The organism is Thauera sp. SWB20, from assembly GCF_000831325.1.
Lineage (GTDB): Bacteria > Pseudomonadota > Gammaproteobacteria > Burkholderiales > Rhodocyclaceae > Thauera > Thauera aminoaromatica.
The window spans coordinates 120300-140780 of sequence record NZ_JTDM01000014.1 but is presented as its reverse complement, the minus strand read 5'-3'; the positions used below and the strand labels follow the sequence as shown (position 1 = coordinate 140780).

Below are 20481 nucleotides of genomic sequence, written 5' to 3'. Positions count from 1 at the left end.
GAGCCAGAGCGGTTCGTTTGAACGATTTGGCGTCCTACACTGCCTATACTGACATCACGCAATAAGTCTGGAGATTCGATCATGCATTACATGAAAATGTCAGACGGTGGCCGTGTTGTCATTCCAGCCGAGATCCGCCGCTCCCTCGGTCTCAAGGAGGGCGACACCGTCTTGTTCGAACTGCTCGACGGCGAGGCAAGGATCACCAGCCGACAGGCACAACTGCAACGCGCGAGAGCGTTATTTCGTCGCTATGTGCGGGCCGATGCACCGTCACCCGCCGACGAACTGATCGCCGAGCGACGCGCCGAGGCCGCGCGCGAATGAGCGCGCCTGTCATCCTCGACGCCTCGGCGGTGCTGGCCTGGCTGAACGGCGAGCCCGGCGCAGAAGCAATCGATGCACTGCTTCAGGCGGGCGCCCCCTGCCTGGTGCCGGCCGCCAACCATGCCGAGATCATCGCCAAGGCGCTCGACCGCGGCGTCGCCGCGGACGCCGTGCGCGACATCGTCACGAGCATCGGCTACACGGTCATCGACACATCCGCCGACGATGGCGCGGCTGCGGGCTGGATGCGCCCGGTCACGCGGGCGCACGGTCTCAGCCTGGGCGACCGGCTCTGCCTGGCAGCCGCGCAGCGACTGAAGGTTCAGGTGCATACCGCCGACCGCGCGTGGCTCGATGTTGCCGATGCGCTGCAACTCGACATCCGCTGCATTCGTCCGGGTACGAATTGAATGGAATGCGCAAGGTTCAAACCATGAGCGCCGCGTAATGACCACCTGGTTCGTCACCCGCCACCCCGGCGCCGTCGAGTGGGCCGCCCGTCAGGGCCTGCACATCGACCGCCATGTCGCCCACCTCGACCCCACCAGCATCGCGCCCGGCGACTCGGTGATCGGGATCCTGCCCGTGCATCTCGCTGCGCAGCTCTGCGCACGCGGCGCGCGCTACCTCAACCTCTCCCTGGATCTTCCGGCTGCAGCACGCGGCCGTGAGCTGTCGGCCGAAGAACTCGACGCCTACGGCGCGCGCATCGAGGGCTACGAGGTTCGCCCCGAAGGCCTGTGCGACACCCAACCAAACAAGGAAGCGTCGCTTTGACAACGACATTCGTCACCCGCCACCAAGGCGCCATCGACTGGGCCCGTGAAGAAGGACTGCTCGAAGAAGGCAGCCGCATCGCGGCCGACTACGACCCCGAGACCGTCCAGGTGGGGGAAATCGTGATCGGCACCCTGCCCGCACAGCTCGCCGCGCGGATTTGCGAGCGCGGCGGTCGCTACCAGCACCTGACCCTCGACCTCAGCCCCGAATTGCGCGGCAAGGAACTATCGGCCGCAGAGATGCGAGCCTGCAATGCTCGCCTGGAAGAATTCTTCATTCAGCGTGCCAGCGTGACGCCAACACGGGCGCGCAAGCTCACTCATCTGTGCATCGTCTCCGACCAGAGCCTGCAGAACCTGCTTCCGACGCGGGTGGAAAGCATGACCCCTGACCGCTGTGTGTTGCTGGTCAGCACGGAGATGAAGCGCAAGGGCGCAGAAAAGCGCCTGCGACACGCACTCGCGCAGAGCGGCTTCACACGGATCGACCTTGTCGAGGACGTACCAGACCACGATGTGACAGCGATCATCGCCTGGGGAAACGCGCTCATCGGACGCCTGCGCGCCGAGCACCCGGATCATCGTTTCATCGTCAACCTGACCGGTGGCAACAAGCTCATGAGCATCGGCCTGCTCCAGGCGCTGCGTCCCTGGTGCGAAGCCATCTATTGCGATACCGCGAACGATAGCCTGGAGACACTTCACCCACCCGGCAAAGCGGCGGTGGCGCTGGCACCCGACCTGCTGAACGTCAAGCTTTACCTCGCGGCGCAGGGCTTCAGCGTCCGCAACGAACCGCGTGACGGCATGGCGCTCGACAAACGCCGTGGGATGACCCAATGGCTGGCCGGCAAAGCGAGCCAACTCGAGAACTTCATCCGCAAGCTGAATGGTGCTGCGGCCTACTACGAGCCGAACAACAAGGCCAGCCAGAGCCCCAACCTCGCGCCACCGAGCGATCAGGCGGAAGAAGACGCCATCAAGCGACTTACCGCGGCGGGGCTCCTGGAGGATGCTGGCAGTCGCGCGCGCGTCCCAGCGGCTTATGCGAGCTACCTGCGCGGCGGCTGGCTGGAGGAGTACTGCTGGTCGGTCGGCCGCGAGCTCGAAGGCGAAGGCCTCATCAAACGTGCCCGCTTCGACATCGGCGTCAAGATCGATCCGATCGAGCAGACACGCCAGGACCGCTACCCGCTGAACGAGCTCGATGCGGTCTTCGTACACCGCAACCGCATGCTCATCATCGAATGCAAGACCGGCGCGCAGCTTGGCGACGAGGGCAAGAGCCAGAGCATTCTCAATCGCCTCGAGGTACTCGGCGAACACGCCGCAGGCCGCTTTGCCGAAAAGATCCTGCTCACGACCCAGACCCGTGTCGACGCCAAGAGCGCTGAGCGCGCCCGCCAGTACCGCATCCGAGTCGTCAGCGCAGGCGAGTTGCCCAAGCTCAAGCAACTCGTCCGCGAATGGATGAACGCCTGACCCAGCCCCACCATGCTCCCCCTCGCCCGCTACCGCTTCACCTTCCGCCTGCACGCCCCGCTGCGCCTGCCCGACTACGCCGGCTCGCTGCTGCGCGGGCAGTTCGGCGCCTCGCTGCGACGCGTCGCCTGCATGACCGACGCCCCCACCTGCGAAGGCTGCCCGCTGCGCGCCACCTGCCCGTATCCGGCCATCTTCGAGACCCCCGCGCCAGCCGAGCACGCCATGCAGAACTTCAGCCACGTGCCCAACCCCTACGTGGTCGAACCGCCCGCCTTCGGCACGCGCCAGATCGATGCCGGCGGCACGCTGCAGTTCGGGCTCGTGCTATTCGGGCGCGCGGTGGCGCAGCTGCCGCTGGTCAGCTTCGCACTGCAGCGCGCGCTGGAAGGCGGGCTCGGGCGCGAGCGTGCGCGCGGGGTGCTCGAGCGCATCGAGTGGCAGCGCACCGACGACGAGCCGGCCGATCCCTGGCGCGGCACCCACACCTTCATCCCCATCTGGCAGCCGGGCGACGCCGCCATCGCAGCGCACGACGCGCACCTGGCCCCGCCCGCAGCCGCGGTGCACACCGCGCCCGCCCGCCTGACGCTGGCCATCCACACCCCGATGCGCCTGCAGCAGCAGGGCAAGCCACTGCGCCCGGCAGCGCTCACCCCGCGCAAGCTGGTGGCCGACCTGCTGCGCCGGATCAGCCTGCTCGCCGAGTTCCACGCCGGCCGCCCCGGCCTGGTCGCCGACGCGCCCGCGCTGGTGCGCCACGCCGAAACCCTCGCCCACCAGCCCGCGCTGCGCTGGCAGGACTGGTCGCGCTACTCCAGCCGCCAGCAGCAGGAGATGACGCTCGGCGGCGCCATCGGCCACTGGACCCTCGAGGGCGACCTCGCCCCGCTGCTGCCCTGGCTGTGGCTGGGCCAGTGGCTGCACGTGGGCAAGAACGCCACCATGGGCATGGGCGGCTACGCGCTTCAGCCCTGACACGCATCAGCCGGATAACCTGAAGCATTCGGGTTGTCGTGCTGCCACCGTACAACCACACTGCGTAATACCAATCCGCTGCCGGTATTACGCAAGATGAACACCATTTCCATCAAGATCGATCCCGAGCTGGAACGGGCGCTCGTGCTGGCAAGCGAGCGCGAGCATCTCAGCAAGTCCGAGGTGATGCGGCGCGCGCTCGCGAGCTACCTGAGCCAGCGCACCACCGCCACGTCGACACCCTCAGCCCTCGACCTGGTCGGCGACCTTGCCGGCTGCTTCAGTGGGGGACCTGCAGACCTGTCATCGAACCCCCGCCACCTCGACGACTTCGGCCGCCGATGAACCACCGGTTGCTTCTCGATACCGGCCCCTGGGTCGCACTCCTGTGCCGTGACGACACGCACCACGAATGGGCCAAGGCGCGGTTCGGACAATTCCCCGGCCCCTTCCTGACGTGCGAGGCCGTCGTTGCGGAAACCTGCTTCCTGCTCGCCCGCGCCGGCTTCGACCCTGCTCGTGCGCTCATGCTGCTCGAACGCGGCGCCGTGCAGATCGCCTTGTCGCTGGAATCGCAGATCGCGCCCGTGCGCAAGCTGTTCGAGCGCTGCGACAATGTGCCCGCCTCGCTGGCCGACGCATGCCTCGTGCGCATGTCCGAGCTGTTCGAGCCCTGCAGCATCCTGACCCTCGACAGCGATTTCGGCATCTACCGGCGCCACGGCCGCAAGACAATCCCCGTCATGTCGCCCCACGCGTAACGCGCCTCGCCCCGGCGCCCTCGCCCGGCAAGCCGCCACGTGGCGCGCAGCCGCAAGCTTGCCGCCCCGGACAACCGCCGCACGGCTGATCACACTGGCGCCATCCCCTCACCGGATGCCCGCCATGCCGCAGCGCGATTTCTACCTCGCCGCCTACGACGTCTCCAGCCCGCGCCGCCTCGCCGCCGCGCTTGCACTGGTGCGCGGCTACACCACCGGCGGGCAGAAGTCGGTGCACGAGGTCTTCCTCACCCGCGGCGAGCGCTTCGAGCTGCTGCACAACATGGCGCTGCTGCTCAACGAGGACGAAGACCGCTTCTTCCTGCTGCGCCTCGACCCCAGCGCCCGCACCTATGCGCTGGGCGTTGCCGCCCAGCCCGCCGATCCCGACTACTTCTACGTGGGGTGAGACCATGGCCACGCTGCTGCTCGACCGCGCCGACCTCGAAGTACGCATCGCCGACGGCGCCCTCGCCCTGTACGAGAACGGCACGCGCAGCCAGACCGTGCCGCTGCGCCTGATCGACCGCGTCGTCATCCAGGGCGCGCGTACCAAACTCGACACCGCGGTACTGCTCAAGCTCGCCGAAGCCGGCGCCGCCACCCTGCTGCTGAGCCCGCGCGCCGGCCGCCAGGTCGCCATCGTGCTCGGCCCCGCGCACAACGACGCCGCCGTTCGCCTCGCCCAGGCGCAGCGCACCATGGACGATACCTTCTGCGACGACTGGGCACGCCGGCTCGTCGTCGCCAAGCTGCGTCGGCAGCACCGCCTACTCACCCGCGCCGAGGCGCGCCGGCCGGACGTGCGCAAGCCCCTGTTCAACGCCCGCAAGGGCATCGCCGACGCGCTCGCCCAGGCCGCCGAGCCCGGCACCGCCTGCGCACGCCTGCGCGGGCTGGAAGGCAGCGCCGCGCGCGCCTACTTCCACGGCTACACCGCGCTGTTCGCGCCCGAACTCGACTTCACCGGCCGCAACCGCCGCCCGCCGCGCGACCCGGTCAACGCCTGCCTGTCGCTCGCCTACACCCTGCTGCACTTCGAGGCCGTGCGCACCGCCCACGCCGCCGGCCTCGACCCGCTGCTCGGCTTCTACCACCGCCCCGCCTTCGGCCGCGAGTCGCTCGCCTGCGACCTCATCGAGCCACTGCGCCCGGCGGTGGATGACTGGATCTGGCGCCAGTTCAACACCGCCCAGCTGCGCCCCGAGCACTTCGGCACCGACAAGGGCGCCTGCCTGATCGGCAAGGCCGGCCGCGGCCACTTCTACGCCGGCTGGGAACAGTTCGCCCCCTTGCCCCGGCGCTGGCTGCGGCAGCGCTGCGCCCGCCTCGCCGCGCAGCTGCGTGCGCAGGGCGAGCCCTGGCTCGAACACTTCGAGGACGACGAGGACTTCTGACCATGCCGACCCTTGCCCAGCGTCGCCAGGCGCCCATCGATCTGCCCGCGCGCAAGCCGCTCTATCTCATGAGCGCCAAGCCGGCGCGCATGGATGCCGGCAGCGACCACCTGATCCTGCGCCCCGAAGTCGGCGCGCCGATGCGGTTTCCGCTCGCCCGCATCTGCCGCATCATCTGCAACCGCCACCTGACGTGGAGCGGCGGCGCACTCGCGCTCTGCCTCGCCGAAGGCGTGCCCATCACCTGGGTCGACGGCCATGGTCACGCCCTGGGCAGCACGCAGACACGCTACGCACAGCCGCTACCCTTCTCCACGCTGATCGAGACCTACCTCGAGTTACCCGACTGGCCGCAACGCTTCGCCAACTGGCGGGCGCGCCGCAGACTCGAAACGCTCACCACCTGCGCAAAGCGCGCGGCCGAGACCGGCCACGACCTGGACGCGCTCCGCTTCCAGGAGCTCAAGCGCGAATATGTCTACAACGGCGTGCACCCGCAGGTCTTCGACCCCAACGCCGAAGCCTGGTGCCACGCGCTGGCCATCGACCGCCTCCATCGCGAGGGCCTGCACGGCTGCTACTGGGGCTTCGACGCCACCCGGCTCGAACTCGCCACCGAGCTCGCCGCGCTGCTGTGGGCCGAGCTCAACCTCGACTGCGGCGCACTGCCCGCCGGCGCCGAGCACGGCCTCGTCGTCGCCCGTCTGTTCGAAGCCTGGGCACACCGACGCGAGGACCGCCTGCTGCACCACCTTGGCGACCTCAAGCGCCACCTCGCACGGGAGGTCGAGACATGGCACTGAACACGCCGCGCGGCTGGCTCATCACCTACGACATCACCAACCCCAGGCGCCTGGTCCGCCTGCATCGCTTCCTGGTCAGGCAGGCCACCCCGGTGCAGTACTCGGTCTTCCATTTCGAGGGCAGCGCCGCGCAGATGGGTCGCCTGATGGCCGACATCGAAACCCGCATCGACGCCGGCACTGACGACGTCCGCGCCTATCAACTGCCGGAGCCCCTGAGCATCGACACCATCGGCCGCGGCAGCCTGCCCGGCGACACCTTCCTGCTGTCGCCCACTTCGCCAGCCCTGCAAGTGCTGCTTCAGGCCGCGGGCCGGTGATACCATCTCGGCACTGAACCGCGCAGACACGACCGTGACAATCCGCTCTCCCGGGCTCGACGTTTCTTGGGAGCCCCCTCACCAAGAAGCTGATTGCAAAGTCGTTTTTCGTGCGAGCAGTCCGGACTGATGCCCTGATATCAAAGGGATTGAGACGCGGCGTGCGCCGCAAATCCATCGGCTTTGACGTCCGGACTGATGCCCTGATATCAAAGGGATTGAGACGCTGCCCGAAGGTTCGTTCATGGACCCGGGTCCGGACTGATGCCCTGATATCAAAGGGATTGAGACACAACCACCCGAGCGGGGCGGCCGAGCAGAGCTGTCCGGACTGATGCCCTGATATCAAAGGGATTGAGACCGGGCGGCCGTCTTCATCCCGAACGTACGTCACTGTCCGGACTGATGCCCTGATATCAAAGGGATTGAGACTCAGAAACCAGTTAGTAATGCGCGGCGGATGCAGTCCGGACTGATGCCCTGATATCAAAGGGATTGAGACAGCCATCCGGGCAGCAAGCGGACAGGCCAACGTCCGGACTGATGCCCTGATATCAAAGGGATTGAGACGGTCTTGGCGGTGAGGGTGTTGTGGTCGATGTGTCCGGACTGATGCCCTGATATCAAAGGGATTGAGACGGGTCGCACACGACCACTTGGCCGGTTCCCGCGTGTCCGGACTGATGCCCTGATATCAAAGGGATTGAGACCAGCGATCAAGAACGGAGCGATCAACGTCGGTCGTCCGGACTGATGCCCTGATATCAAAGGGATTGAGACAAACTGGCGATGATCGATATCTTCAGCCATCAAGTCCGGACTGATGCCCTGATATCAAAGGGATTGAGACCCAGCTTGAACATCGACTCGCCGGGCGCTCCTTGTCCGGACTGATGCCCTGATATCAAAGGGATTGAGACTTCGTTGAAAAACGACACCTCTGTCGGAGGTGTCGTCCGGACTGATGCCCTGATATCAAAGGGATTGAGACGCCCAAGCCCCAAGCGGGGCTCCTTCCACGAAGCGTCCGGACTGATGCCCTGATATCAAAGGGATTGAGACCCTCCACCGCAGCAGGCTGGGCGAGCTTGTCGTCCGGACTGATGCCCTGATATCAAAGGGATTGAGACCTCGGGTTCGAGCGAAGTGGAGCTGCTTGGGGTCCGGACTGATGCCCTGATATCAAAGGGATTGAGACGTCATCAATGATGACGTCCTTGACGCTCTGCGCTGGGTCCGGACTGATGCCCTGATATCAAAGGGATTGAGACTCATCTTTTGGGTAAAGCTGCGCATGGTGACTCTCGTCCGGACTGATGCCCTGATATCAAAGGGATTGAGACACGATCCTACTGTGGGCCTTTGCTCACCATCGCGTCCGGACTGATGCCCTGATATCAAAGGGATTGAGACGGCCCGACATGGTTAGCGGGTGGCGAGGTATTGAGTCCGGACTGATGCCCTGATATCAAAGGGATTGAGACGTTGCCCGAGGCTGCGAGCTGGCTGCCGTTGCCGTCCGGACTGATGCCCTGATATCAAAGGGATTGAGACATTTCGGCGGGGCAAACACCGTTCAGCCCAATCTTTGTCCGGACTGATGCCCTGATATCAAAGGGATTGAGACATGCTCGCGCACGAAAGATGCAACGTCTTTACGCGTCCGGACTGATGCCCTGATATCAAAGGGATTGAGACAGTTGCAGGGTAAAGGAGCTCATCAGGAGTGTAGGTCCGGACTGATGCCCTGATATCAAAGGGATTGAGACTCTTAAAGCGCACGATGATGAGGCGCTCGCTTGGTCCGGACTGATGCCCTGATATCAAAGGCCTGAATCCGTGTTCTCTACAGCGCATACCCGCTCCGCGAGCCCCAGCGCATGATTCTTCTGCTGCCTGACTCCCAATCTCAGCTCACCGCAGCCCCGAGCGCCGTCCTTTCATGGCCCGGAGCGCCGGCGAGCCGGGCTTCCGGCGGGTGCGCTATGTCATTTCCCTTCTCCCGCGCGGCCGTCGCCCTTCCGCCGCAGCGAAATGGCCTCGATTCGGAGAATTCGGCCGCCGGATTTGCATCACGGCGAAGCCACCGCGCACAGTCGCGCCTGCACCGTGGTGAACACCTTCACATGCGCGGCCACGCCGCGCCCGAAGTCCAGCACCAGGCGCCGGGCGTGTTCGACGAACTTCGCCGCGCGGTACATCACCTCCTGCAGCACCGTCTTGATGCGCCGGCGCTTGGCCGGGTGGCGGATCGGCGAGAGCTCGCCGGCCAGCCCGAGCTGGCCGATCAGGCGCAGGCAGTTGTAGGCGAATGCGGCCAGATGCACGACCGCGTCGTTGGTGTCGAACTTACCCGAGGGCAGGCGCTCGAGGTCCAGGTCGGTCTTGATCTCGGAGTGGAACTGCTCGTGCGTGCCGTGGTGCTTGTAGAGCTCGATCACCTCGGCCATCGCCCCATCGAGGCTGGTCCACCAGCCTTCGATCTCGATCTCGGGCGCCAGCAGGTGCTGGCCCTTCTTGTCGATGGTGCGCTCGGTCACCCGCACCACCAGGCGCAGCGTGCGCTTGGCCTTCTTCCAGGCACGATCGATCTTCAGGTCCAGCAGCCCCACCCGCTTGCCCACGCGCGCTTCTTCGAACGCACCGGCGGCCTCGGCCCGATCCACCCAGGCGGTCTTGTCCTGGCGGCGCGGGTTCCACTTGGTGAGGTAATCGAACGAACGCCCGAGTTCGGCCCAGCGATCGCGCTCGTCGGCCAGCGCGAACAGCAGCCGCGCGCTATCGAAGCCGCTATCGGCGCGCCACAGCAGCTTCGCATCGGCGGCGCACACCCGGCGCAGGCGCGGGAGCGCGCGCTCGAAGAAATACTCCGTCTCCAGCGCCGAGTGGTGCGAACCCGCGCGCAGTTCCAGGCCGAGGTTCCAGCCCTCGTTGCCCAGGTACAGCGCGATCGGCGTGTAGCCGTCGACACCCTGGTAGGTGCGGCTGACCGCTTCCTTCTTGGTGTCGGAGTTGTCCATCACGAAGGTGTCCAGGTCGGCGCAGACGTAGCCCTTGTGCGCCGTGATCGGCGCCTCGGTGCGCTCGAGCAGGCGCAGGCTCAGCTCGTCGGTCAGCTCGCGCAGCTCGGCCGCGCGGGCATCGAGCCGTTGGCGCATCCACACGCTGCCGGGCACCTTGGCGAGCCCGAGCGCTTCCTTGAAGAAGCGGTCGCCGCGAAACGGCTCGATCGCCTCGAAGTCGCTCTTGCCCAGGCTCAGCAGCCCGACCACCGACTTGACCAGATCCGAGCTCAGCATGCCCTGCGACACTGGCAGCCTCGGGTCGATCACCGCCTGAACCTGTGCCGCCTGGCAGCACTGCCCGATCAGCGCCAGGCCCGAGTACGAGGTCAGGTTGAGCTTGGCGGATTGCTTGACTTCGAAGCGCGGCATGGTCGGTTGGGTGAATGAGTCGGATGCGTAATTGTACAATTACATCAATGCGTTAGGCTGGATTTCCGGCTAAACGAACACGGATTCAGGAAAGGGATTGAGACTCACGCATGGCCTGGAACGCGCCCGGATCCACGTCCGGACTGATGCCCTGATATCAAAGGGATTGAGACAACACACGCTGATCCACGAGTTGTCCGCGGCGCGTCCGGACTGATGCCCTGATATCAAAGGGATTGAGACGGCGGCTTTCGAACTGCGTTTCGACCAGGTTGTTGTCCGGACTGATGCCCTGATATCAAAGGGATTGAGACTGGTCGCTGGTGCCGTATTTCTCGGGGCTCATTCGTCCGGACTGATGCCCTGATATCAAAGGGATTGAGACCCCAGAACCTCGAAGACGAGGTTGGGCGAGAAGTCCGGACTGATGCCCTGATATCAAAGGGATTGAGACCGAAGGCCGGACACACAGGCATCGGTGGCGTGGGTCCGGACTGATGCCCTGATATCAAAGGGATTGAGACTCTCCGGTTCGTGATGCGTCACCGTCACGCACGTCCGGACTGATGCCCTGATATCAAAGGGATTGAGACTGGGCCTTCTCGACACCGTTGAGGACGCGATAGAGTCCGGACTGATGCCCTGATATCAAAGGGATTGAGACGCGGCGCAGGGTGGTCTTGCCGCTGCCCGACGTCCGGACTGATGCCCTGATATCAAAGGGATTGAGACCGAAGGCCGGACACACAGGCATCGGTGGCGTGGGTCCGGACTGATGCCCTGATATCAAAGGGATTGAGACGCTCGTTTCGTCCGTCAATTTCGACGCTGTTGCTGTCCGGACTGATGCCCTGATATCAAAGGGATTGAGACGTCCACGATGTCAGTACCCACCAGCACGAGGAGTCCGGACTGATGCCCTGATATCAAAGGGATTGAGACATTTGTCGCATTCTTCGTCGGATCAGGAACGATTCGTCCGGACTGATGCCCTGATATCAAAGGGATTGAGACATACCCCTTTACTCCGACATAGGTCGGCATGGTCGTCCGGACTGATGCCCTGATATCAAAGGGATTGAGACCAATTATCCGGGTCGGTTATGGCATTTTCTCGCCGTCCGGACTGATGCCCTGATATCAAAGGGATTGAGACTGCCTTCGGCGCTTCCTCAACCTCTTCAGTCTGTCCGGACTGATGCCCTGATATCAAAGGGATTGAGACGGTCTCGTCTCGAAACCTTTGCGGCATGCGGTTGTCCGGACTGATGCCCTGATATCAAAGGGATTGAGACTGCACGCTGCCTGCGCCCCATCTCGAATCAGCTGTCCGGACTGATGCCCTGATATCAAAGGGATTGAGACGCGAGATCGACCGTGCGGGTGAAGGAACCGATGGGTCCGGACTGATGCCCTGATATCAAAGGGATTGAGACCTCAATACTCCTGAAAGTCTCAAGACTCGTCTGTCCGGACTGATGCCCTGATATCAAAGGGATTGAGACACTTGCAGCGTCGTCGGGTCGCCGACGAGGAAGTGTCCGGACTGATGCCCTGATATCAAAGGGATTGAGACGCCTTGTCTTCAGCAGCTTTGATCGCGTCAAGCGCCGTCCGGACTGATGCCCTGATATCAAAGGGATTGAGACCCTGATTTGCCTCCCATTTCGCCAGATCCGCGGCGTCCGGACTGATGCCCTGATATCAAAGGGATTGAGACAGCTTACGCTCCATCCGTTTGTTGCCCGCATAGGTCCGGACTGATGCCCTGATATCAAAGGGATTGAGACCGTGGTGCCTCTTGAGGGCGTGGAAAATACGATTGGTCCGGACTGATGCCCTGATATCAAAGGGATTGAGACCATGATCCTGAGCGCATTGTCACGCAACACCTTTTGTCCGGACTGATGCCCTGATATCAAAGGGATTGAGACCATTCACCGATGAATGCTTATGAACGATCCTGTCCGGACTGATGCCCTGATATCAAAGGGATTGAGACGGGCATCCTGTCGGTCAGCTTGATCCATTCCATGAGTCCGGACTGATGCCCTGATATCAAAGGGATTGAGACCCATGAAGTAGGCGCGGCGCATCTTCGGGATGGTCCGGACTGATGCCCTGATATCAAAGGGATTGAGACCAGGTGGCGTGACCGGTCTGGAAGCGCGTGGCAGTCCAGACTGATGCCCTGATATCAAAGGGATTGAGACTGCGCGCTTGAGCCGCGTCTTGTGCGCGTGCGTAGCGTCCGGACTGATGCCCTGATATCAAAGGGATTGAGACCCCATGAGGCCGCCGCCTTCGCAGATCTGCTGCGTCCGGACTGATGCCCTGATATCAAAGGGATTGAGAGGCGGCCGCTCCCGCCAACGCATGGGGTTTCCGTGCGTTGCAGCGCACGACCACGGCGCGGGGCGGTGCGGCACCTCGAAGGCCGCGCCGTATACCAGCGCACCCGGGCGCGCTACCAGACGACCAACATCCGGTACAGGAAGTAGCCGAGCGCCATGTAGAGCGGCACGGCGACGATGACGAAGACCACGAGGTAGACCACGCCGATCAGGAGGGGCAGAAGCGCCGCGACAAGTCCGCTCCAAAGCAGCTCGAGCAGGGCCAGCAGCAACGCGACCGCGCCGCGACGAAGCCAGCCGAGCCTCCGGCGCCAACCGGTGGTGGGCCGCCCATCCAGTTGGGCCTTGGCGTCGAGCAAGCTCTCCCTGGCGCGGAAGGTTTCCATGCGCAGCATGAAACCGGTCCAGGCTGCGTCGGCCAGGAGGCTGCTGGTGCCTCGACTGCGGCGCACCGCGCCCAGCAAGCCCGCGGGCGCCTGAGCTCGGCGATTCGATCTGTTACGGCGGGGCATGAGCGGGGGCCTCGTTGTCGGGATGGCCCACACTCTGCCCATTCCAGAACGCGATGCGCGCGCCCGCAAGCTTGCCGCTCGACGACAGCTTGGCAAGCAAGCGGATACTTGGCCCACCTGGCGCGGGGCCATGGCCGAGGCGCAACCCACTTGCAACTACGCCCCACCGAGACGCCGACCAAGAACGGTCGACGTCCCCGCCGCGTCAGCCCCACCGGAGCCCGCAATGCCGAAAACGATCCTGACCGTAGTTCTCGTCATCGTGCTGATGGCTCTGCTCGCGCGCGTCGCTGTCATGGGCTTGGCTGCCGCCTTTGTTGCGGGCCTGTTGTGGCTGATGCACGGTCACAAGTTCACTCGCTGACGGAGGTAAGAGGGAGAATGAAAAAATCGCATCGCGCACTCGCTTGCCGGGGTCTGATCGCGGCGACGCTGGCATTCGGTTCGCTCCCTTACGCCCATGCGGGCTGGTGCGACAGAGTGCAAGGCACAGGCGCAAAGCTAGCCGCGGCTGCGGCAACGGTCACGGCGACCGTGGGGGGCGCGCTGAAGCTGACGGGTGTCGGCGCGGTGGTTCACAGTTCGGGCGCGATGATCGTCAGCACCGCTTCGGGCGGCTATGTCGCCGGCACGCTGGGGGTGCTCGGGACGGCCACGGCAGTGGTGACCGCACCGGTCACGCTGGTGGTCGGGGGTGCGAGCTTGGTCGCAGGCGCAGGCGCGGTACTTTACTGCCAGCGCTGATTTCAACCGGGTGCGCCAGGCCGTGGGCACCGCTTTTACGAAACGATGTACGCTGCCGCCCCGCTGGCCAGCAGCTTGCCCTCGACATCGAGAGAGCTCATCCGCGTCGACGCCACGCGCGAGCCCAGGCGCAGCACCTCGGCCTCGAGCACGAAGCGCTCGCCGATGCCGGGACGCAGGTAGTCGATGCGCAGATCGATGCGCCGCGAACCGGGGCGGCGGTCACCGTAAGCATTGATGAATTCCGCGCCCGGGCGTTTCGGGCGCTCACGCATTGTCTGCGCGGCAATGCACCGCCAGCCAGACTGCATCCTGCGACACGGATTCGACGCGATGGCGACAGCGCGCCGGCAGGCTCACCCAGTCGCCTGCACGCAGTGCCAGCACGTGCCCGTCGGCGAAGGCGAGCACGGCGCAACCGACCAGCAGCACCACCCATTCGTCCTCACCCTGCTCGTACCAGAACCCCGGCGGGCTGGCGTGACCGAAGGACACGATGCGCTCGACGCAGCAGACGGCGTTGGCGAACAGGGTTTCGAAGCGTTCGCCGTCGCTGGCAGCGGGCAGGCTGGCGAACAGATTGCCCTGCGCAGGGCGCGCAATTGGGTCGGTCATCGAATCAGCACCCGCTGCCGGCCTCAACTTGCCCTTATCAGCGAAACACCACCGTCTTGTTCCCATGCACCAGCACCCGGTCCTCCAGGTGGTAGCGCAGGCCGCGGGCGAGCACGGTCTTCTCGATGTCCTTGCCGTAGCGCACCATGTCCTCGACCGCGTCGGAGTGGTCGATGCGGATCACGTCCTGCTCGATGATCGGGCCCTGGTCGAGGTCGGCGGTCACAAAATGGCAGGTGGCGCCGATGAGCTTGACGCCCTTGGTCCACGCCTGGTGGTAGGGCTTGGCGCCGACGAAGCTGGGCAGGAAGCTGTGGTGGATGTTGATGATGCGCCCCGGGTAGGCGGCGCACAGCGCGGGCGACAGGATCTGCATGTAGCGCGCCAGCACCATGGTGTCGCCGCGCACCTCCTCGAAGATGCGCTGCACCTCGGCGTAGGCGGCGGCCTTGTTGTCGGCGTTCACCGGCACGTGGTGGAAGGGGATGCCGTGCCACTCGACGAAGCCGCGGAAGGTGTCGTGGTTGGAGATCACGCAGGGGATCTCGATGTCGAGCTCCTTCGACTGCCAGCGCGCGAGCAGGTCGTAGAGGCAGTGCTCCTGCTTGCTCACCAGCACCACCACGCGCTTCTTGACCGCGGAATCCGTGATCTTCCAGTCCATCTCCAGCTCTTCGGCGAGCGGGCGGAACTTGTCGCGGAACTCGGCGAGGTGGAAGGGCAGCGAGTCGGCGCGGATCTCGATGCGCATGAAGTAGCGCCCGACCGCCTCGCCCTCCTGCGGCGGCTCGGCGTGCAGCGAGGTCTCGAGGATCCAGCCCTTGTGCTCGGCGATGAAGCCGGAGACCTTGGCGACGATGCCGACGCGGTCGGGGCAGGAGGCGGACAGGGTGAAGAAGCGTTGGCGGTGCATGGGGTGCGTGAGGTGCGAGGCGTCAGGAGTGAGGGGCGGAGCGGGGTCAGACGCGCGCGAATGCCTTGTCGATCTCGGCACGCAACGCGTCGTAGTCGCGCACCACGGGATACTGCGGAAACTCGCGCACCACGTTCTCGGGCGGATGGAACAGGATGCCGCCGTGGGCCTCGCCGAGCATCGCGGTGTCGTTGTAGGAGTCGCCCGCGGCCACGACCTTGAAGTTGAGCTCCTTGAAGCGCTTGACGGCCTCGCGCTTCTGGTCGGGCATGCGCAGGTGATAGTTCACCAGAATGCCTTCGGCGTCGGCCTCGAGGCTGTGGCAGAACAGCGTGGGCATGCCGAGCTGCTTCATCAGCGGCTTGGCGAACTCGTAGAAGGTGTCGGAGAGGATCACCACCTGGTAGGTGTCGCGCAGGTCGTCGAGGAACGCGCGCGCGCCCTGCATCGGCCCCATGCTGGCGATGACGTCCTGGATGTCGGGCAGGCCGAGCTTCTTGTGCGCGAGGATGTCCAGGCGGTACTTCATCAGGGTGTCGTAGTTGGGCTCGTCGCGGGTGGTGCGGCGCAGCTCGGGGATGCCGGTACGCTCGGCGAATTCGATCCAGATTTCGGGGACGAGCACACCTTCGAGGTCGAGACAGACGATACGCACCGCGGACTCCTGGAGGCAGGTTGGGGAAAGCCCGGATTCTAGCAGCCTGCCCCCGACATCGAGCGCTGCCCCGGAAAACCTCGCCCGTCGCGACCGGACTCGGCGCCCCCTCGCACAAGCCGTGACGCGCCCCTCATCCGCTTGCAATAATGCGTGCAGAAAACACCGACGCGAAAGTGTGATCAAGCTCATCCCCGTCACCCGGCTGCGGCCCGGCATGTACGTCCACGACCTCCACTGCGGCTGGCTGCAGCACGACTTCGTGCGCAACCGCTTCCTGGTGGCGGATGCGGACGACGTCGCCAGGATCCGTGCTCTGGGCGTCGCCGAGGTCAGCATCGACACCACGCGCGGCCTCGATCCCGACGCCGCGCCTGCGGCCACCGCGCCGGGTCGGCCGGACCTCGCCGGCCCGCCCCCGCCTGCGGTGCATACCGCCTCGAAGGCCACCAGCCCCCCGGAGCGCGCCCGCAACCTGCACCGCGAGGCGAACGAGATCGTTCGCAACCTGCTGGTCGACGTCCGCCTCGGCCGCCAGATCGAGATCGAGAAGGTCGAGCCCCTGGTGGCCCGCATCGTCGACTCGATCTTCGCCAGCGCCGACGCCCTGCTGCCGCTGGCCCGCCTCAAGCAGCACGACAACTACACCTTTCAGCATTCGGTGTCGGTGTGCGCGCTGATGACCGCCTTCGCGCGCACACTGGGCCTGCCGCGCGAGACCATCCGCGAGATCGCCATCGGCGCCCTGCTCCACGACGTCGGCAAGGCGCGCATCCCCGACGAGATCCTCAACAAGCCGGGCAAGCTCACCGAGGCCGAGTTCGAGCGCATGAAGAGCCACGTCGTGCAGAGCAAGCTCATCCTGATGGCGACCCCCGGGATCAGCCCGATCGCGCTGGAGGTCGCCTCCGAGCACCATGAGCGCTACGACGGCAGCGGCTACCCCAACCGGCTCGCCGGCGAGGCGATCAGCCTGCGCGGGCGCATGGCGGCGATCGTGGATGTCTATGATGCGATCACCTCGGAGCGCGTCTATCACAAGGGCATGCCGCCCACCGAGGCGCTGCGCAAGCTGCTGGAGTGGTCGTCGAACCACTTCGAGCCGCGCCTGGTACAGGCCTTCATCCGCTCGGTGGGCATCTACCCCACCGGCGCACTGGTGCGCCTGGAGAGCAGGCGCCTCGCGGTCGTGCAGGCGCAGAACGCCGACAAGCCCACCCTGCCGCGGGTGAAGGTGATCTTCCACACCGCCGGCCACTACCTGCAGCCGGAAGACCTCGATCTGCGCCGGTCGCAGGACCGCATCGTCGGTCATGAGGACTTCGCCGCCTGGAACATCGACCCGGCGCGCTGGCTGCCCCAGTAGGGCCGCAGCGACCGCAAAGCCTCGCAAGCGCCGGTAGGAGCGACGCAAGTCGCGATCGGGACGCCCGGCTACGATGCGCGTCGGCGGGCTGCGACGCGGTCATCGCGACTGGCGTCGCTCCCACATCGCCTCCCGACGCCGTCTCGCGCCTGCACCGCCCCCGACGCCGTGTCGGCCCCCGTAGGAGCGACGCGAGTCGCGATCCCCCGCTCAATCCGCCGGGATCGCCTCCAGCGCCTCGTGCAGTTCCAGCCAGCGCAGCTCGGCCTCCTCGATGCGCTCGGCGAGCTCGGCCTGGCGCTTGTTGAGCGCCGGCACCTCGCCCGCCTGCGGCCCGGTGTACAGCGCCGGGTCGGCGAGCCGGGCGTCGAGCTCGGCCTTCTCCTTGTTCCACGCCGCCATGCGCTTGTCGATCTGCTCGAGCTCCTTCACCAGCGGCCGGCGTGCGGCCAGCCGGGCCTGGCGGTCGGCGGCGGCCTGGGCGCGGTCGGCCTTGCGCGCGGCCTTGTCGGCGGCCTGGTCGGGGCAGGCAGCGGCCGCGGCAACTTCGGCGCGGCGGCTGGCGAGCCAGTCGCGGTAGTCGTCGAGGTCGCCGTCGAAGGGCTGGATGCGCCCGCCGTCGACCAGCAGGAAGCGGTCGCAGGTGGCGCGCAGCAGCGCGCGGTCGTGCGACACCAGCACCATCGCGCCCTCGTAGTCCTGCAGCGCCATGGTCAGCGCGTGGCGCATCTCGAGATCGAGGTGGTTGGTCGGTTCGTCGAGCAGCAACAGGTTGGGGCGCTGCCAGATCAGCAGCGCCAGCGCGAGTCGTGATTTTTCGCCGCCCGAGAACGGCCCGCAGGGCGTGGTCGCCGGAGTGGAGGTGCCGCCGACGCCATCGCCGCGGAAGTCGAAGCCGCCAAGGTAGTCGCGCAGCTCCTGCTCGCGGGTCTGCGGATCAAGCCTGACCATATGCTGCAGCGCCGACTCGTCCGGGCGCAGCGTTTCCAGTTGATGCTGGGCGAAATAGCCGGTGGCCAGGCCCTTGCCCTCGAGGCGGCGGCCACTGGCGAGCTGCAATTCGTGCGCGAGCAGCTTGATCAGCGTCGATTTGCCCGCGCCGTTGCGCCCGAGCAGGCCGACGCGCTCGCCGGGGCGCAGGGTCAGCGTGATGCGCTCCAGGATCGTCTTGTCGCCGTAGCCCACGGCGCCGTCCTCGATCTGCAGCAAGGGGTCGGGCGCCGGCGGCGCGTCGCGGAAGGCGAAGCTGAACGGCGTGTCGACGTGCGCCGCGGCGATGCGCTCCATGCGCTCGAGCGCCTTGATCCGGCTCTGCGCCTGGCGCGCCTTGGTGGCCTTGGCGCGGAAGCGGCGGATGTAGTCCTCCATGTGCGCGATGTCGCGCTGCTGCTTCTCGAACATCGCCTGCTGCTGGATCAGGCGCTCGCCGCGCTGGCGCTCGAAGTCGGAATAGCCGCCGGTGTACAGCGCGAGCTTCTGCTGCTCGATGTGGGCGATGTGGGTCACGCAGGCGTCGAGGAACTCGCGGTCGTGCGAGATCAGCAGCAGCGTGCCGCGGTAGTCGCGCAGCCAGGCCTCGAGCCAGATCACCGCGTCGAGGTCGAGGTGGTTGGTGGGCTCGTCGAGCAGCAGCAGGTCGGAACGGCACATCAGCGCCTGCGCCAGGTTCAGGCGCATGCGCCAGCCGCCGGAGAAGTCCGCCACGGGGCGCTCGATGTCGGATTGCAGGAAACTCAGTCCGTCGAGCAGGGCCGCCGCGCGCGCGCGCGCCGCATAGCCGCCGATCTCGTGCAGGCGGGCGTGGAGCTCACCAATGTGCGAACCATCGTGCGCCGCCTCGGCCGCGGCCAGCTCGGCCTCGATGCGGCGCAGCTCGGCGTCGCCGTCGAGCACGTAGTCGATCGCCGGCTGCGCCAGCCCGGGGGTTTCCTGGGCGACGTGCGCGATCACCCAGCCGGGCGGCAGGTCGAGGTCGCCCTGGTCGGGATGGAGCTGGTCGCGCAGCATGGCGAACAGGCTGGACTTGCCGCTGCCGTTGGCGCCGGTGAGGCCGACCTTCCAGCCGGGGTGGATCTGCAGCGTGGCGCTCTCGATGAGGACCTTGGCGCCGCGCGCGAGGCGCAAGTTACGAAGACTGATCACGAACGGATACACGGCCGGCAGGCCGCGGGCGGTTGCAAAGGCGCTATTCTACGCGCCGGCTCGATCGAAGCAGGAACACGCATTCCGGAAACCCGAGCCGACCACTCGGCCGCGGCAACGCGATGAATGTCTTCGATCGCCCCGCTCGGCCACCCGAATCCGGAAACCGCACGCATGATCCGTATCCGCTCCCTGTCTCTCGTCGTCGCCCACCGCTCCATCATGCCCGGCCTGTGCGCGGCGCTACTCGCCTCCACGATCCTGCCCGCCCACGCGCAGACCGCGGACGAGGCCGCCCGCACCGCCGAGCGTACCCGCGCGGAGGCGCTCGCAGCCGATGGCAAGGCGCTGCGCGCCGAAGCCGAGGCCACCTACCAGGCCACCGTGCCGGGCTGTTACGAGAAGTTCCTCGTCAACCGTTGCATCGACCAGGCGAAGAAGCAGCGCCTGGAGACGATCCGGCGTGCCCGCGAGCTCGAAGCCGAAAGCCGCGGCATCACCCTGGCGGAGCGCCAACGCGCAGCAGCGGCCAAGCCGGCCGCCGGCGAACGCCCCAGCCCCCCTTCCCCACCTGCCGCCCCGCCCGCCGCCTCCCCCCTGGCCCCTTCCGGGCCGAGCGGGGACGCGACGATCGCGCCATCTACCGAAGCCGAGCGCATCCGCGCCCAGCGCGTCGAGGCCAGCCGCGAGGCCGAAGCCGCCACGGCCCGCCAGCGTGCGGCCCAGGACGCCGAGCGCGCGTCTGCGCGCCGCGATGCCGAAGACGCCGCCGCCCGCCGCGCCCGCCAGGCCGAGGAAGACCGCGCGCGCTACGAAAAGCGCCTGCGCGAGTACGAGCAGGAGCAGGCGGGGAAGAAGTAAGACCTGCCGCAAGCCCGCAATCGAGGGCCCTCGGCGAG

The 20481-nt window shown here is 66.1% G+C and carries 22 protein-coding genes and 2 CRISPR repeat arrays; of the genes, 15 read left to right on the top strand and 7 right to left on the bottom strand.

Going from position 1 to position 20481, the window contains the following annotated elements:
- The first annotated feature begins 81 nt into the window (after positions 1-81).
- The 11 genes from PO78_RS05620 (at position 82) to cas2 (ending at position 6847) form a co-directional block, all read left to right on the top strand.
- Positions 82-327 carry an AbrB/MazE/SpoVT family DNA-binding domain-containing protein gene (locus PO78_RS05620; RefSeq protein ID WP_043742634.1) on the top strand — a complete coding sequence of 82 codons (246 nt, stop codon included), beginning with the start codon at positions 82-84 and terminating at the stop codon, positions 325-327.
- Positions 324-737: a type II toxin-antitoxin system VapC family toxin gene (locus PO78_RS05615; RefSeq protein ID WP_043742632.1), complete on the top strand. Its 414-nt coding sequence runs from the start codon at positions 324-326 to the stop codon at positions 735-737. Before PO78_RS05620 ends, PO78_RS05615 begins: the two co-directional genes overlap by 4 nt.
- A 37-nt stretch (positions 738-774) precedes the next feature.
- Positions 775-1104 (top strand): CRISPR-associated protein Csx16, encoded by a 330-nt coding sequence (gene csx16, locus PO78_RS05610; protein ID WP_043742629.1) that lies wholly within the window; start codon positions 775-777, stop codon positions 1102-1104.
- Complete coding sequence (gene csx16 / locus PO78_RS22165; protein WP_082047693.1) at positions 1101-2588, top strand: CRISPR-associated protein Csx16; 1488 nt, start codon at positions 1101-1103, stop codon at positions 2586-2588. Before csx16 (PO78_RS05610) ends, csx16 (PO78_RS22165) begins: the two co-directional genes overlap by 4 nt.
- A 12-nt stretch (positions 2589-2600) precedes the next feature.
- Positions 2601-3566: a CRISPR system precrRNA processing endoribonuclease RAMP protein Cas6 gene (gene cas6, locus PO78_RS05600; RefSeq protein WP_043742626.1), complete on the top strand. Its 966-nt coding sequence runs from the start codon at positions 2601-2603 to the stop codon at positions 3564-3566.
- 96 nt (positions 3567-3662) lie between these two features.
- Positions 3663-3911, top strand: coding sequence for a ribbon-helix-helix protein, CopG family (locus PO78_RS05595; protein ID WP_004359751.1), 249 nt, complete (start codon positions 3663-3665; stop codon positions 3909-3911).
- Positions 3908-4327, top strand: coding sequence for a type II toxin-antitoxin system VapC family toxin (locus PO78_RS22790; RefSeq protein ID WP_004359749.1), 420 nt, complete (start codon positions 3908-3910; stop codon positions 4325-4327). Before PO78_RS05595 ends, PO78_RS22790 begins: the two co-directional genes overlap by 4 nt.
- A gap of 124 nt (positions 4328-4451) precedes the next feature.
- Positions 4452-4736, top strand: a complete 285-nt coding sequence (locus PO78_RS05585; RefSeq protein WP_004359746.1) for a CRISPR-associated endonuclease Cas2 — start codon at positions 4452-4454, stop codon at positions 4734-4736.
- Positions 4737-4740: 4 nt separating this feature from the next.
- Positions 4741-5724 carry a CRISPR-associated endonuclease Cas1 gene (cas1, locus tag PO78_RS05580; protein WP_004359743.1) on the top strand — a complete coding sequence of 328 codons (984 nt, stop codon included), beginning with the start codon at positions 4741-4743 and terminating at the stop codon, positions 5722-5724.
- A 2-nt stretch (positions 5725-5726) separates the two neighbouring features.
- Positions 5727-6527 carry a CRISPR-associated endonuclease Cas1 gene (locus PO78_RS05575; RefSeq protein ID WP_004359741.1) on the top strand — a complete coding sequence of 267 codons (801 nt, stop codon included), beginning with the start codon at positions 5727-5729 and terminating at the stop codon, positions 6525-6527.
- Positions 6518-6847 carry a CRISPR-associated endonuclease Cas2 gene (cas2, locus tag PO78_RS05570; RefSeq protein WP_043742619.1) on the top strand — a complete coding sequence of 110 codons (330 nt, stop codon included), beginning with the start codon at positions 6518-6520 and terminating at the stop codon, positions 6845-6847. The genes PO78_RS05575 and cas2 overlap by 10 nt, the downstream gene beginning before the upstream one ends.
- A 119-nt stretch (positions 6848-6966) precedes the next feature.
- A CRISPR array of direct repeats spans positions 6967-8686; the repeat unit is 37 nt; unit sequence GTCCGGACTGATGCCCTGATATCAAAGGGATTGAGAC.
- 233 nt (positions 8687-8919) lie between these two features.
- Here the strand turns inward: cas2 and PO78_RS05565 are convergent.
- The gene (locus PO78_RS05565) at positions 8920-10281 is read right to left on the bottom strand and encodes an IS1380 family transposase (RefSeq protein WP_004300513.1); all 1362 of its coding nucleotides are present in this window, start codon (positions 10279-10281) and stop codon (positions 8920-8922) included.
- A gap of 136 nt (positions 10282-10417) precedes the next feature.
- Positions 10418-12637: a CRISPR direct-repeat array (repeat unit 37 nt; unit sequence GTCCGGACTGATGCCCTGATATCAAAGGGATTGAGAC).
- Between the two features lie 111 nt (positions 12638-12748).
- Complete coding sequence (locus PO78_RS05560) at positions 12749-13030, bottom strand: hypothetical protein (RefSeq protein ID WP_156147778.1); 282 nt, start codon at positions 13028-13030, stop codon at positions 12749-12751.
- A 343-nt stretch (positions 13031-13373) separates the two neighbouring features.
- Between PO78_RS05560 and PO78_RS22785 the strand changes: the two genes are divergently transcribed.
- Both PO78_RS22785 and PO78_RS21855 read left to right on the top strand, forming a co-directional pair.
- Entirely contained in the window at positions 13374-13511 is a 138-nt protein-coding gene (locus PO78_RS22785; RefSeq protein WP_156147777.1) for a hypothetical protein, read from the top strand.
- Between the two features lie 17 nt (positions 13512-13528).
- Positions 13529-13891: a hypothetical protein gene (locus PO78_RS21855; RefSeq protein ID WP_052484368.1), complete on the top strand. Its 363-nt coding sequence runs from the start codon at positions 13529-13531 to the stop codon at positions 13889-13891.
- A 35-nt stretch (positions 13892-13926) separates the two neighbouring features.
- On the opposite strand, the gene PO78_RS05550 is transcribed toward PO78_RS21855, so the two are convergent.
- The 4 genes from PO78_RS05550 to thrH are packed head-to-tail and all read right to left on the bottom strand — an operon-like array spanning position 13927 to position 16074.
- Positions 13927-14166: a hotdog domain-containing protein gene (locus PO78_RS05550; protein ID WP_043742613.1), complete on the bottom strand. Its 240-nt coding sequence runs from the start codon at positions 14164-14166 to the stop codon at positions 13927-13929.
- Positions 14159-14506, bottom strand: a complete 348-nt coding sequence (locus PO78_RS05545; protein WP_043742610.1) for a cupin domain-containing protein — start codon at positions 14504-14506, stop codon at positions 14159-14161. Before PO78_RS05545 ends, PO78_RS05550 begins: the two co-directional genes overlap by 8 nt.
- Before the next feature lie 37 nt (positions 14507-14543).
- Positions 14544-15419 (bottom strand): formyltetrahydrofolate deformylase, encoded by an 876-nt coding sequence (gene purU, locus PO78_RS05540; RefSeq protein WP_043742607.1) that lies wholly within the window; start codon positions 15417-15419, stop codon positions 14544-14546.
- A 46-nt stretch (positions 15420-15465) separates the two neighbouring features.
- Positions 15466-16074: a bifunctional phosphoserine phosphatase/homoserine phosphotransferase ThrH gene (gene thrH, locus PO78_RS22160; RefSeq protein ID WP_043742604.1), complete on the bottom strand. Its 609-nt coding sequence runs from the start codon at positions 16072-16074 to the stop codon at positions 15466-15468.
- Between the two features lie 178 nt (positions 16075-16252).
- On the opposite strand from thrH, the gene PO78_RS05530 reads away from it, so the two are divergent.
- Positions 16253-17440, top strand: a complete 1188-nt coding sequence (locus PO78_RS05530) for an HD-GYP domain-containing protein (RefSeq protein WP_043742601.1) — start codon at positions 16253-16255, stop codon at positions 17438-17440.
- Between the two features lie 210 nt (positions 17441-17650).
- Here PO78_RS05530 and PO78_RS05525 read toward each other — a convergent pair whose 3' ends face one another.
- The gene (locus PO78_RS05525) at positions 17651-19582 is read right to left on the bottom strand and encodes an ATP-binding cassette domain-containing protein (RefSeq protein WP_043742764.1); all 1932 of its coding nucleotides are present in this window, start codon (positions 19580-19582) and stop codon (positions 17651-17653) included.
- Positions 19583-19708: 126 nt separating this feature from the next.
- Between PO78_RS05525 and PO78_RS05520 the strand changes: the two genes are divergently transcribed.
- Complete coding sequence (locus PO78_RS05520; RefSeq protein ID WP_156147775.1) at positions 19709-20443, top strand: hypothetical protein; 735 nt, start codon at positions 19709-19711, stop codon at positions 20441-20443.
- The last annotated feature ends 38 nt before the right edge of the window (positions 20444-20481 follow it).

Bases quoted from the DNA above. Each gene is read 5' to 3' on its own strand.
- PO78_RS22790 (WP_004359749.1), top strand. From the start codon at position 3,908: ATGAACCACCGGTTGCTTCTCGATACCGGCCCCTGGGTCGCACTCCTG.
- PO78_RS05545 (WP_043742610.1), bottom strand. From the start codon at position 14,506: ATGACCGACCCAATTGCGCGCCCTGCGCAGGGCAATCTGTTCGCCAGC.
- PO78_RS22785 (WP_156147777.1), top strand. From the start codon at position 13,374: ATGCCGAAAACGATCCTGACCGTAGTTCTCGTCATCGTGCTGATGGCT.
- PO78_RS05620 (WP_043742634.1), top strand. From the start codon at position 82: ATGCATTACATGAAAATGTCAGACGGTGGCCGTGTTGTCATTCCAGCC.
- PO78_RS05615 (WP_043742632.1), top strand. From the start codon at position 324: ATGAGCGCGCCTGTCATCCTCGACGCCTCGGCGGTGCTGGCCTGGCTG.
- PO78_RS21855 (WP_052484368.1), top strand. From the start codon at position 13,529: ATGAAAAAATCGCATCGCGCACTCGCTTGCCGGGGTCTGATCGCGGCG.
- PO78_RS05595 (WP_004359751.1), top strand. From the start codon at position 3,663: ATGAACACCATTTCCATCAAGATCGATCCCGAGCTGGAACGGGCGCTC.
- cas2 (WP_043742619.1), top strand. From the start codon at position 6,518: ATGGCACTGAACACGCCGCGCGGCTGGCTCATCACCTACGACATCACC.
- PO78_RS05565 (WP_004300513.1), bottom strand. From the start codon at position 10,281: ATGCCGCGCTTCGAAGTCAAGCAATCCGCCAAGCTCAACCTGACCTCG.
- PO78_RS05575 (WP_004359741.1), top strand. From the start codon at position 5,727: ATGCCGACCCTTGCCCAGCGTCGCCAGGCGCCCATCGATCTGCCCGCG.
- csx16 (WP_043742629.1), top strand. From the start codon at position 775: ATGACCACCTGGTTCGTCACCCGCCACCCCGGCGCCGTCGAGTGGGCC.
- PO78_RS05550 (WP_043742613.1), bottom strand. From the start codon at position 14,166: ATGCGTGAGCGCCCGAAACGCCCGGGCGCGGAATTCATCAATGCTTAC.
- cas1 (WP_004359743.1), top strand. From the start codon at position 4,741: ATGGCCACGCTGCTGCTCGACCGCGCCGACCTCGAAGTACGCATCGCC.
- PO78_RS05520 (WP_156147775.1), top strand. From the start codon at position 19,709: ATGTCTTCGATCGCCCCGCTCGGCCACCCGAATCCGGAAACCGCACGC.
- PO78_RS05585 (WP_004359746.1), top strand. From the start codon at position 4,452: ATGCCGCAGCGCGATTTCTACCTCGCCGCCTACGACGTCTCCAGCCCG.
- PO78_RS05560 (WP_156147778.1), bottom strand. From the start codon at position 13,030: ATGCTGCGCATGGAAACCTTCCGCGCCAGGGAGAGCTTGCTCGACGCC.
- cas6 (WP_043742626.1), top strand. From the start codon at position 2,601: ATGCTCCCCCTCGCCCGCTACCGCTTCACCTTCCGCCTGCACGCCCCG.
- purU (WP_043742607.1), bottom strand. From the start codon at position 15,419: ATGCACCGCCAACGCTTCTTCACCCTGTCCGCCTCCTGCCCCGACCGC.